The sequence below is a fragment of the Proteus terrae genome (assembly GCF_003144325.1).
Taxonomy (GTDB): Bacteria; Pseudomonadota; Gammaproteobacteria; order Enterobacterales; family Enterobacteriaceae; genus Proteus; species Proteus terrae.
Genome location: NZ_PENS01000024.1, coordinates 17,324 through 29,922, shown reverse-complemented (window position 1 = coordinate 29,922; position 12,599 = coordinate 17,324). Strand labels below are relative to the sequence as shown.

The window sequence follows — 12,599 nt, the reverse complement described above, 5'->3', positions numbered from 1 at the left end:
AATCGCGATGGACGACGGTTTACGTTTCGCTATCCGTGAAGGTGGCCGTACAGTAGGTGCGGGCGTTGTTGCTAAAGTATTAGGTTAATTACTCGCGTAATTTCCTAGAGAAGGGCATCAATTGATGCCCTTTTTATGCGTTGTTTGAAAAAGAACCTATCTCATCACTAGTTTGTTGTAAATTATTGGTGAGATAGGCTCTGATACAACGAATCGAGTCCAGTATCTTGCAGATACGAATGTCATAGAGATATGACACTGTGTCAGATGCAATCATAGTTGATTTTATGGTTAGTCTGATTTGTTTTGCTCTTGCGAGGCAAGCTGGCTATTTATTTACATCATATGACAGGTTAATTTATGAGTGCGAATAGCGGAGCTCAAGATAGCAAACGCGGTGGTGATATCGCTAAGTGGATCATTACCGTTTTATTGCTGGCAGTAGCGGTGGGTGGCAACTATCTTTACCGTGAATTTAACCTAGCGTTACGAGCTTTAGCTGTTGTTGCTTTGTTCGTAGCAGCGGGTGGGTTCGCGTTGTGGACAACACAAGGTAAAGCAACATTAGCATTTGCTCGCGAAGCGCGCATTGAAATGCGTAAAGTAGTATGGCCAACACGTCAAGAAACATTGCAGACAACCCTGATTGTTGCTGCGGTGACGGCTATTGTGTCATTAGTTCTTTGGGGACTGGATGGCATTCTGGTTCGTTTTGTTTCCTTTATTACTGGCCTGTGAGGTGTTCATGACTGATTCTCCAAAAAAACGCTGGTATGTCATTCAGGCTTTTTCAGGCTTTGAAGGCCGTGTAGCACAGTCTCTGCGTGAACATATCAAATTAAACGAAATGGAAGACTCATTCGGCGAAGTTATGGTTCCAACCGAAGAAGTGGTTGAGATCCGTAGCGGTCAGCGTCGCAAAAGTGAGCGTAAATTTTTCCCAGGCTATGTTCTTGTCCAAATGGTCATGAACGATGCAACTTGGCACTTAGTACGTAATGTACCTCGTGTTATGGGATTCATTGGCGGAACGTCTGACAGACCTGCACCAATTAGCGATAAAGAAGTTGATGCGATTATGAATCGCCTACAACAAGTTGGTGATAAACCGCGTCCTAAAACACTGTTTGAACCAGGTGAAATGGTTCGTGTTAGCGACGGTCCATTCGCTGACTTTAACGGTGTTGTTGAAGAAGTTGATTACGAAAAAAGCCGCTTAAAAGTCTCTGTATCAATCTTTGGTCGTGCAACACCAGTTGAATTAGACTTTAGTCAGGTTGAAAAAGGTTAAACCTTTTTACGTTGCTTTCTTGCAAAAGGTGGAAAAGTTATCTACAATTTTCCACCTTTCGTTTTGAGTTGTTTTGTCATAAGACAGAACAAAGTAAAATCGGGGAGCCCTAGCCGGGCGATATACCCACATTGAGGAATTAATTAATGGCTAAGAAAGTCCAAGCCTATATCAAACTGCAGGTTTCTGCAGGTATGGCTAATCCAAGTCCACCAGTTGGTCCAGCTCTGGGTCAACAAGGTGTTAACATCATGGAATTCTGTAAAGCATTCAACGCTAAAACTGAAAGCGTAGAAAAAGGTTTACCAATTCCTGTTGTTATTACAGTTTACGCTGACCGTTCTTTCACTTTCGTTACCAAAACTCCTCCAGCAGCAGTTCTGCTGAAGAAAGCTGCGGGCGTGAAATCAGGTTCTGGCAAACCGAACAAAGATAAAGTAGGTAAAATTACTTCTGCTCAAGTTCGTGAAATCGCAGAAACTAAAGCTGCGGACCTGACTGGTGCTGACGTTGAAGCTATGATGCGTTCAATCGAAGGTACTGCTCGTTCCATGGGCCTGGTAGTGGAGGATTAATCTGATGGCTAAACTAACCAAGCGCATGCGCAATATCCGTGAGAAAGTTGAAGTAACTAAACAGTACGAAATTGCTGAAGCAGTTGCTTTACTGAAAGAACTGGCTACTGCTAAATTCGTTGAAAGCGTTGACGTTGCTGTTAACCTTGGCATCGATGCACGTAAATCAGATCAAAACGTTCGTGGTGCAACTGTACTTCCACACGGTACTGGCCGTTCAGTTCGCGTTGCTGTATTCGCACAAGGTGCAAATGCAGAAGCTGCTAAAGAAGCAGGCGCTGAATTAGTCGGTATGGACGACTTAGCTGCTAAAGTTAAAGCTGGCGAAATGGACTTCGACGTTGTTATCGCATCTCCAGATGCAATGCGCGTTGTAGGTCAATTAGGTCAAATCCTTGGCCCACGTGGCTTAATGCCAAACCCGAAAGTGGGTACTGTAACTCCTAACGTTGCTGAAGCAGTTAAAAATGCTAAAGCTGGTCAGGTTCGTTACCGTAACGACAAAAATGGTATTATCCATACCACTATCGGTAAAGTTGATTTCAACGAAACTCAGTTGAAAGAAAACTTAGAAGCTCTGCTGGTTGCTCTGAAAAAAGCAAAACCATCAGCAGCGAAAGGCGTTTATATCAAGAAAGTAAGCCTGTCTACCACTATGGGTGCAGGTGTTGCGATTGATCAAGCTAGCTTAAGCGCGACAGTTTAATCTTAGATTAGACTAAAGTCATAAAAGACTTTACCTTGGCGTCAAATTTGTATAGAATTTGACGCCTTGAGTTTAGCTATGTTGCATTTTATTTAAGTCTACATAACTAAATTCTCTGAATTTCGGTTGGAGTCTGGCCTATCCAGACCCCGTCCAAGACCGCAGGTGTAAGTAATTACTTAATTTTCCTGCGTAGACGGTGAGAGAGCCAATAAAGAATTATATATTCTGGATTCTACTCACCGTGTTTTAGCGCTTATACCATTGTGGTAATAAGTGATGTGAGTCCCGAGTTTTTACTCGGTTAATCCAGGAGCAAGAAGCTAATGGCACTAAATCTTCAAGACAAACAAGCGATTGTTGCTGAAGTCAGCGAAGTTGCCAAAGGTGCGCTTTCTGCAGTTGTTGCGGATTCCCGTGGCGTTACTGTAGCTAAAATGACCGAACTGCGTAAAGCATGTCGTGAAGCTGGCGTTACTGTACGTGTAGTACGTAACACTCTTCTGCGTCGTGCTGTTGAAGGTACTTCTTATGAAGTCCTGAAAGATGCATTTGTTGGTCCAACCTTGATTGCATTTTCTGCTGAACATCCGGGCGCTGCAGCTCGTCTGTTCAAAGATTTCGCGAAAGCGAACCCAGCATTCGAGATTAAAGCGGCTGCCTTTGAAGGTGAGTTTATCCCAGGTTCGAACATCGATCGTCTGGCTACACTCCCAACTTACGATGAAGCAATCGCACGCCTGATGGCAACCATGAAAGAAGCCTCTGCAGGCAAATTGGTTCGCACTCTGGCTGCTCTGCGCGATCAGAAAGAAGCTGCTTAATAGCCAATTTCTTCGTTGCTTTATTTACGTATAAACTTTTTCTGAATTTTAGGAACACTTGTTATGTCTATTTCTAAAGACGATATCTTAAACGCAGTTGCTGAAATGTCTGTAATGGACGTTGTTGAACTGATCTCTATGATGGAAGAAAAATTCGGTGTATCTGCTGCTGCAGCTGTTGCTGTTGCTGCGGGTCCAGCAGAAGCTGCTGAAGAGAAAACTGAATTTGACGTTATCCTGAAAGCTATCGGCGGTAACAAAGTAGCAGTAATCAAAGCAGTACGTGGCGCTACCGGTCTTGGCCTGAAAGAAGCTAAAGACTTAGTAGAATCTGCACCAGCAGCTCTGAAAGAAGGCGTAAGCAAAGATGATGCTGAAGCTCTGAAGAAAGCTCTGGAAGAAGCAGGCGCTGAGGTTGAAGTTAAATAATTTAACTTCCCAGAGTGCAGCCTAACGGCTGATGGCTGGTGATTTTTTGGTCACCAGCCTTTTTGCGCTGTAAGGTAAGAGTCACTTTTTCACACTTTTTTGGTGTCTCATTACTTTAATATTTTTTGCTATTGACGACTTAATATACTGTGTTAATCACTACGATCCACGTTCTCGAAAGCTCGGTAGTGAGCTCAACACAATGAAATGATTTAAGAGTAATAGCAATGAATATTCGGAAAATAGTTGTTTTCCTACCTACAAAAAAACAGTGTTAGCAGAATGTCGAGCCATCCTTAAAAGTTAAGGACAGGCAGAGTGGGTCACTTTTCAGCGAGCTGAGGAACCCTATGGTTTACTCCTATACCGAGAAAAAACGTATTCGTAAGGATTTTGGTAAACGTCCACAAGTTCTGGATGTTCCCTATCTCCTTTCTATCCAACTTGACTCGTTCCAGAAGTTCATCGAGCAAGATCCTGATGGTCAAAACGGTCTGGAAGCCGCTTTCCGTTCCGTATTTCCTATCCAAAGCTACAGTGGTAATGCTGAATTACAATATGTCAGCTACCGCTTAGGCGAGCCTGTTTTTGATGTTAAAGAATGTCAGATCCGCGGTGTAACTTACTCAGCACCTCTGCGTGTAAAACTGCGTCTGGTCATTTATGAACGTGAAGCCCCAGAAGGCACCGTTAAAGACATCAAAGAACAAGAAGTCTATATGGGTGAAATCCCATTAATGACCGATAATGGTACTTTTGTTATCAATGGTACTGAGCGTGTTATCGTTTCCCAGTTACACCGTAGCCCTGGTGTGTTCTTTGATAGTGACAAAGGTAAAACACACTCTTCAGGTAAGGTACTATATAACGCACGTATTATCCCTTATCGTGGCTCATGGTTAGACTTCGAATTCGACCCTAAAGATAACCTTTTTGTCCGTATTGACCGTCGCCGTAAATTACCTGCGACTATCATTTTACGCGCAATGAACTACAGCACTGAAGACATCTTAGGATTATTCTTCGAAAAAACATTGTTTGAAATCAGCAACAACAAGCTGATGATGACATTAGTGCCTGAACGTCTGCGTGGTGAAACTGCTTCATTTGATATTGAAGCAAACGGCAAAGTGTATGTCGAAAAAGGCCGTCGTATTACCGCTCGCCATATTCGTCAATTAGAAAAAGAGCAAGTTGACCGCATTGAAGTACCTGTTGAATACATTGCAGGTAAAGTGGTTGCTCGTGACTATATTGATGAAGCGACAGGTGAACTGATTTGTGCCGCTAACATGGAAATCTCTTTAGATGTGTTAGCTCGCTTAAGTCAAGCTGGTCATAAAACGATTGAAACTCTGTTTACCAATGATTTAGATCATGGTGCTTATATTTCAGAAACTGTTCGCGTCGATCCTACAAACGATCGTTTAAGCGCGTTAGTTGAAATCTATCGCATGATGCGTCCTGGTGAACCACCTACACGCGAAGCTGCAGAAAACTTATTTGAGAACTTATTCTTCTCTGAAGATCGTTATGATCTTTCTGCTGTGGGTCGTATGAAGTTCAACCGTTCGTTAAGCCGTGACGAAGTTGAAGGTTCTGGCATCCTGAGCCAAGAAGATATCATTGACGTAATGAAAAAACTGATTGATATCCGTAATGGTAAAGGTGAAGTGGATGATATTGACCACTTAGGTAACCGTCGTATTCGTTCTGTTGGCGAAATGGCTGAAAACCAATTCCGTGTTGGTCTGGTGCGTGTTGAACGTGCAGTTAAAGAACGTCTGTCTTTAGGCGATCTTGATGCATTAATGCCACAAGATATGATCAACGCAAAACCGATTTCTGCTGCTGTCAAAGAATTCTTTGGCTCTAGCCAGTTATCACAGTTTATGGATCAGAATAACCCGCTATCAGAAATTACGCACAAACGTCGTATTTCTGCATTAGGCCCAGGTGGTTTGACCCGTGAACGTGCAGGCTTCGAAGTTCGAGACGTACACCCAACTCACTACGGTCGTGTGTGCCCAATCGAAACGCCTGAAGGTCCAAATATCGGTCTTATCAACTCATTATCTGTTTATGCACAGACTAACGAGTACGGTTTCCTAGAAACGCCTTACCGTGTTGTTGAAAACAACGCTGTAACAGATGAAATTCACTATCTGTCTGCAATCGAAGAAGGTAACTTCATCATTGCTCAGGCTAACTCCGTACTAGACGATGACAATCATTTTGTTGAAGAATTAGTTACTTGCCGTCATAAAGGTGAGTCAAGCTTATTTAGTCGTGACCAAGTTCAGTACATGGACGTTTCAACTCAACAGGTTGTTTCTGTCGGTGCTTCACTGATCCCATTCCTTGAACACGATGACGCCAACCGTGCATTGATGGGTGCGAACATGCAACGTCAGGCTGTTCCTACACTTCGTGGTGATAAACCACTAGTAGGTACAGGTATGGAACGTGCAGTAGCGGTTGACTCCGGTGTTACTGCGGTTGCTAAACGTGGTGGTGTTGTTCAGTATGTTGATGCTTCTCGTATCGTTATCAAAGTTAACGAAGAAGAGACTTACGCTGGTGAAGCGGGCATCGATATCTACAGCTTGACTAAATACACTCGTTCTAACCAGAACACATGTATTAACCAAACTCCTTGCGTATCTTTAGGTGAACCTGTTGATCGTGGTGACGTGTTAGCTGATGGTCCTTCAACAGACCTTGGTGAGCTAGCATTAGGTCAAAACATGCGCGTGGCATTTATGCCATGGAATGGTTATAACTACGAGGACTCCATCCTTGTATCTGAGCGTGTCGTTCAAGAAGACCGTTTCACTACTATCCATATTCAAGAACTCGCTTGTGTCTCTCGTGATACTAAGTTAGGGCCTGAAGAGATCACTGCTGATATCCCGAACGTCGGTGAAGCAGCGTTATCTAAACTGGATGAATCAGGTATCGTTTATATCGGTGCTGAAGTGAAAGGCGGTGACATTCTGGTTGGTAAAGTAACGCCTAAAGGTGAAACTCAACTGACTCCAGAAGAGAAACTGCTACGTGCTATCTTCGGTGAAAAAGCGTCTGATGTTAAAGATTCTTCTCTACGTGTTCCTAATGGTGTGTCTGGTACAGTTATCGACGTACAAGTATTCACCCGCGATGGCGTAGAAAAAGATAAACGTGCATTAGAAATCGAAGAATCACAGTTACGTGAAGTTAAGAAAGACTTAACTGAAGAACTGCGTATTTTTGAAGCTGGTCTATTCGCTCGTATCCGTGGTGTTCTGATTGCTGGCGGTATTGAAGCTGAGAAATTAGACAAATTACCTCGTGAACGTTGGTTAGAGCTGGGTATTGCGGATGAAGAGAAGCAAAACCAGTTAGAACAATTAGCTGAACAGTATGATGAACTGAAAGCTGAGTTCGCGAAGAAACTGGAAGCTAAACGTCGTAAAATCACTCAAGGTGATGATTTAGCACCTGGTGTGCTGAAAATCGTTAAGGTTTACCTGGCTGTTAAACGTCAGATCCAACCTGGTGATAAGATGGCGGGTCGTCATGGTAACAAGGGTGTTATCTCTAAGATTAACCCAATTGAAGACATGCCATACGATGAAAACGGTAATCCAGTAGACCTCGTACTGAACCCACTAGGTGTACCATCACGTATGAACATCGGTCAGATCCTTGAAACTCACTTGGGTATGGCTGCTAAAGGTATCGGTGATAAGATCAACGCGATGCTGAAACAGCAACAAGAAGTTGCTAAGTTACGTGAATTTATCCAGAAAGCTTACGATCTGGGTATGGCACCTCGTCAGAAAGTTGATCTGGACACCTTCAGCGATGAAGAAGTGTTACGTCTGGCTGAAAACCTGAAAAAAGGTATGCCAACCGCAACACCAGTGTTCGATGGTGCAGAAGAAATGGAAATTAAAGAGATGCTGAAATTAGCTGATCTTCCAACTTCTGGGCAGATTACACTTTTCGATGGTCGTACAGGTGAGCAATTTGAGCGTCCAGTAACTGTTGGTTACATGTACATGCTGAAACTGAACCACTTAGTTGATGACAAGATGCACGCCCGTTCTACCGGTTCGTACAGCTTGGTTACTCAGCAACCTCTTGGTGGTAAAGCACAGTTTGGTGGACAGCGTTTCGGGGAGATGGAAGTGTGGGCACTGGAAGCATACGGTGCAGCATATACTCTTCAAGAAATGCTTACTGTTAAGTCGGATGACGTTAACGGTCGTACCAAAATGTACAAAAACATCGTTGATGGTAACCATCAGATGGAACCAGGTATGCCAGAGTCGTTCAACGTATTGTTGAAAGAGATCCGTTCACTGGGTATCAACATCGAATTGGAAGACGAATAACGTATTCCATATAGACAGACTGCTAAAAATGGCAGTCTGTCAAACAGTGACTACACTGGTTTAAAGGGGTGAATGACAGGGGTCATTTGCCTGGCAGGTCTAACTCCGACAGGAGCCATTTCGTGAAAGACTTATTAAAGTTTCTGAAAGCGCAAACCAAGACCGAAGAGTTTGATGCGATCAAAATTGCTCTGGCATCACCTGATATGATCCGTTCATGGTCATTTGGTGAAGTTAAAAAGCCAGAAACAATTAACTACCGTACGTTCAAACCAGAACGTGACGGTCTTTTCTGTGCCCGTATTTTCGGACCAGTAAAAGATTACGAATGTTTGTGTGGTAAATACAAACGTTTAAAACACCGTGGTGTTATCTGTGAGAAGTGTGGCGTTGAAGTTACACAAACTAAAGTTCGTCGTGAACGTATGGGTCACATCGAATTAGCTTCTCCAGTTGCTCACATTTGGTTCTTGAAATCACTGCCGTCCCGTATCGGTCTGCTGCTGGATATGCCACTGCGCGATATTGAACGTGTACTGTATTTTGAATCTTACGTTGTTGTTGAAGGCGGGATGACTAGCCTTGAGCGCGGACAAATCTTAACAGAAGAGCAATATCTTGATGCATTAGAAGAGTTTGGTGACGAATTCGATGCGAAGATGGGTGCAGAAGCTGTTCAGAACCTGCTACAGAGCATGGATCTGGAACAAGAGTGTGAAACGCTGCGTGAAGAGTTAAATGAAACTAACTCTGAAACTAAACGTAAGAAACTGACTAAACGTATCAAGTTACTTGAAGCATTCATGCAATCAGGCAATAAACCTGAATGGATGATCTTAACTGTACTGCCTGTGTTACCACCAGACTTACGTCCACTGGTTCCACTTGATGGCGGTCGTTTTGCGACTTCAGACCTGAACGATTTATATCGTCGTGTGATCAACCGTAACAACCGTTTAAAACGCCTGCTTGATTTAGCAGCACCAGACATTATCGTACGTAACGAAAAACGTATGTTACAAGAGTCTGTGGATGCGTTATTAGACAACGGTCGTCGTGGTCGTGCGATTACGGGTTCAAACAAACGTCCTCTGAAATCTTTGGCTGATATGATCAAAGGTAAACAAGGTCGTTTCCGTCAAAACCTGTTAGGTAAACGTGTTGACTATTCTGGTCGTTCTGTAATCACTGTTGGTCCATACCTGCGTCTGCATCAGTGTGGCCTGCCGAAGAAAATGGCTCTTGAGTTATTCAAACCATTTATTTATGGAAAACTGGAAACTCGTGGTTTAGCGACAACAATTAAAGCCGCTAAAAAAATGGTTGAGCGTGAAGAAGCGGTTGTTTGGGATATCTTAGATGAAGTTATCCGCGAACACCCAGTGATGCTAAACCGTGCACCAACACTTCACCGTTTAGGTATTCAGGCATTTGAACCAATCCTTATCGAAGGTAAAGCTATTCAGTTACACCCACTCGTTTGTGCGGCATATAACGCCGACTTCGATGGTGACCAAATGGCGGTTCACGTACCATTGACATTAGAAGCACAGTTAGAAGCTCGTGCACTGATGATGTCAACAAACAATATTCTGTCTCCAGCAAGTGGTGACCCAATCATCGTTCCTTCACAGGACGTTGTATTAGGTCTTTACTACATGACTCGTGACTGCATCAATGCCAAAGGTGAAGGCATGGTGTTAAGTGGCCCTAAAGAAGCTGAACGCGTTTATCGCGCAGGTTTAGCCTCTTTACACGCACGCGTTAAAGTACGTATCACTGAAGAGATCAAAGATGGCGAAGGTAACATCACCACTGAAACTAGCTTAAAAGACACAACTATCGGTCGAGCTATTTTATGGATGATCGTACCAAAAGGTCTACCTTACGCGCTGGTTAACCAACCATTAGGTAAGAAAGCAATTTCTAAAATGCTTAATACCTGTTATCGCGTATTAGGCTTGAAGCCAACAGTTATTTTTGCTGACCAAATCATGTATACCGGTTTTGCTTACGCAGCACGTTCAGGTGCTTCAGTAGGTATCGATGACATGGTTATCCCTGCTAAAAAAGCAGAGATCATTGCAGAAGCAGAAGCTGAAGTTGCAGAAATTCAGGAACAGTTCCAATCCGGTCTGGTAACAGCGGGCGAACGTTACAACAAAGTTATCGATATTTGGGCTGCGGCGAATGAGCGCGTAGCAAAAGCGATGATGGAAAACCTGTCTACTGAAACCGTTATTAACCGTAATGGTGAAGAAGAACAACAAGTATCTTTCAACAGCATCTTTATGATGGCTGACTCCGGTGCTCGTGGTTCTGCAGCTCAGATCCGTCAGTTAGCAGGTATGCGTGGTCTGATGGCTAAGCCAGATGGCTCAATCATCGAGACACCAATCACAGCGAACTTCCGTGAAGGTCTGAACGTACTCCAGTACTTCATCTCAACCCACGGTGCTCGTAAAGGTCTTGCGGATACCGCACTGAAAACAGCAAACTCCGGTTACTTGACTCGTCGTTTAGTTGACGTTGCACAAGACTTAGTCGTAACAGAAGACGACTGTGGTACAACCGAAGGTGTTATGATGACTCCGGTTATCGAAGGTGGTGATGTTAAAGAACCACTGCGTGAACGTGTATTAGGTCGGGTGGCTGCAGAAGATATTCTGAAACCAGGCACTGCCGATATTCTTGTTCCACGTAATACTCTGTTAAACGAAAAACTGTGTGATCTGTTAGAAGAAAACTCCGTTGACAGCGTGAAAGTACGTTCAGTTGTAACCTGTAATACAGACTTTGGTGTGTGTGCGAAATGTTATGGTCGTGACCTTGCTCGTGGTCATATCATCAACAAAGGTGAAGCTATCGGTGTTATCGCGGCACAGTCAATCGGTGAACCAGGTACACAGTTAACGATGCGTACGTTCCATATCGGTGGTGCGGCATCTCGTGCGGCAGCAGAATCTAGCATTCAAGTACGTAACAAAGGTACTTTGAAGCTGTTCAATGCGAAGTTCATTACTAATACTGCTGGTAAATTAGTTATCACTTCTCGTAACACTGAATTACGTTTAATTGACGAATTCGGTCGTACGAAAGAAAGCTATAAAGTACCTTACGGTGCTCAATTAGCGAAAGGTGATGGCGAAGCAGTTAACGGTGGCGAAACTGTTGCTAACTGGGATCCACATACAATGCCAGTTGTGAGTGAAGTATCTGGTATCATCCGTTTTGCTGACATGGTTGATGGTCAAACTATCACACGTCAAACAGATGAATTAACAGGTCTTTCTTCACTGGTTGTTCTGGATTCAGCAGAGCGTACAGGTAGCGGTAAAGATTTACGTCCAGCATTGCGCATCACTGATGCACAAGGTAATGACGTATTAATCCCGAATACTGATATGCCAGCACAGTACTTCCTGCCAGGTAAAGCAATTGTTCAGTTAGACGATGGCATTACAATTAACGCAGGTGACACTTTAGCGCGTATTCCACAAGAATCTGGCGGTACTAAAGATATCACCGGTGGTCTGCCACGCGTTGCTGACCTATTTGAAGCTCGTCGTCCGAAAGAGCCTGCAATCCTTGCTGAAATCAGCGGTATTGTTTCGTTCGGTAAAGAGACTAAAGGTAAACGTCGTCTAGTTATTTCTCCATTAGACGGTAGCGATGCATACGAAGAGATGATCCCTAAATGGCGTCAGCTTAACGTATTCGAGGGTGAGGTTGTGGAACGCGGTGATGTTATCTCCGATGGTCCAGAATCACCACACGACATTCTGCGCTTACGTGGTGTTCATGCGGTTACTCGCTATATCACTAACGAAGTACAGGAAGTTTACCGTTTACAAGGCGTTAAGATTAACGATAAACACATCGAAGTTATCGTTCGTCAGATGCTACGTAAAGTTACCATTGAGAACGCAGGAAGCTCTGAGTTCCTCGAAGGTGAACAGGTTGAATACGCCCGCGTTAAAGTATCAAACCGTGTTCTGGAAGATGATGGCAAAGTACCAGCAACGTATGCTCGTGACCTGTTAGGTATCACGAAAGCATCTCTGGCAACTGAATCCTTCATCTCTGCTGCATCGTTCCAAGAAACAACTCGTGTTCTGACGGAAGCTGCAGTAGCAGGTAAACGTGATGAGTTACGTGGCTTGAAAGAAAACGTTATTGTTGGTCGCTTGATCCCAGCTGGTACTGGATATGCGTATCACCAAGATCGTATGAAGCGTCGTCAATCACAACTGCCGACAGATGAAACTGAAACAACAATCAGTGCTGATGAAGCATCTGCTAACTTAGCTGAATTACTGAATGCTGGTTTCGGTGGATTAAAAGACTAAAATCTAATTTAAATTAGATTGAAATGCCCTCCATTGTGAGGGCATT

The 12,599-nt window shown here is 43.7% G+C and carries 9 protein-coding genes; all 9 read left to right on the top strand.

What is annotated here, in order from left to right:
• Positions 1-88, top strand: an 88-nt coding sequence (locus DK857_RS18360) for an EF-Tu C-terminal domain-related protein (RefSeq protein ID WP_000507907.1), incomplete at its 5' end; no start/stop codon positions are given.
• A gap of 272 nt (positions 89-360) precedes the next feature.
• Complete coding sequence (secE, locus tag DK857_RS18355) at positions 361-738, top strand: preprotein translocase subunit SecE (RefSeq protein ID WP_006534701.1); 378 nt, start codon at positions 361-363, stop codon at positions 736-738.
• A 7-nt stretch (positions 739-745) separates the two neighbouring features.
• Positions 746-1,291, top strand: a complete 546-nt coding sequence (nusG, locus tag DK857_RS18350; RefSeq protein WP_004246900.1) for a transcription termination/antitermination protein NusG — start codon at positions 746-748, stop codon at positions 1,289-1,291.
• A gap of 146 nt (positions 1,292-1,437) precedes the next feature.
• Positions 1,438-1,866: a 50S ribosomal protein L11 gene (rplK, locus tag DK857_RS18345; RefSeq protein WP_109395546.1), complete on the top strand. Its 429-nt coding sequence runs from the start codon at positions 1,438-1,440 to the stop codon at positions 1,864-1,866.
• A gap of 4 nt (positions 1,867-1,870) precedes the next feature.
• Entirely contained in the window at positions 1,871-2,572 is a 702-nt protein-coding gene (gene rplA / locus DK857_RS18340) for a 50S ribosomal protein L1 (RefSeq protein WP_098941727.1), read from the top strand.
• Positions 2,573-2,898: 326 nt separating this feature from the next.
• Positions 2,899-3,396, top strand: coding sequence for a 50S ribosomal protein L10 (rplJ, locus tag DK857_RS18335; protein ID WP_006534706.1), 498 nt, complete (start codon positions 2,899-2,901; stop codon positions 3,394-3,396).
• A gap of 63 nt (positions 3,397-3,459) precedes the next feature.
• Positions 3,460-3,825, top strand: coding sequence for a 50S ribosomal protein L7/L12 (rplL, locus tag DK857_RS18330; RefSeq protein ID WP_023583093.1), 366 nt, complete (start codon positions 3,460-3,462; stop codon positions 3,823-3,825).
• Positions 3,826-4,175: 350 nt separating this feature from the next.
• Positions 4,176-8,204: a DNA-directed RNA polymerase subunit beta gene (rpoB, locus tag DK857_RS18325; protein ID WP_109395545.1), complete on the top strand. Its 4,029-nt coding sequence runs from the start codon at positions 4,176-4,178 to the stop codon at positions 8,202-8,204.
• A 122-nt stretch (positions 8,205-8,326) separates the two neighbouring features.
• Positions 8,327-12,553, top strand: coding sequence for a DNA-directed RNA polymerase subunit beta' (gene rpoC, locus DK857_RS18320; protein ID WP_109395544.1), 4,227 nt, complete (start codon positions 8,327-8,329; stop codon positions 12,551-12,553).
• Positions 12,554-12,599: the final 46 nt, after the last annotated feature.

Coding starts and splice junctions, on each gene's coding strand:
- secE (WP_006534701.1), top strand. CDS start 361: ATGAGTGCGAATAGCGGAGCTCAAGATAGCAAACGCGGTGGTGATATC.
- nusG (WP_004246900.1), top strand. CDS start 746: ATGACTGATTCTCCAAAAAAACGCTGGTATGTCATTCAGGCTTTTTCA.
- rplK (WP_109395546.1), top strand. CDS start 1,438: ATGGCTAAGAAAGTCCAAGCCTATATCAAACTGCAGGTTTCTGCAGGT.
- rplA (WP_098941727.1), top strand. CDS start 1,871: ATGGCTAAACTAACCAAGCGCATGCGCAATATCCGTGAGAAAGTTGAA.
- rplJ (WP_006534706.1), top strand. CDS start 2,899: ATGGCACTAAATCTTCAAGACAAACAAGCGATTGTTGCTGAAGTCAGC.
- rplL (WP_023583093.1), top strand. CDS start 3,460: ATGTCTATTTCTAAAGACGATATCTTAAACGCAGTTGCTGAAATGTCT.
- rpoB (WP_109395545.1), top strand. CDS start 4,176: ATGGTTTACTCCTATACCGAGAAAAAACGTATTCGTAAGGATTTTGGT.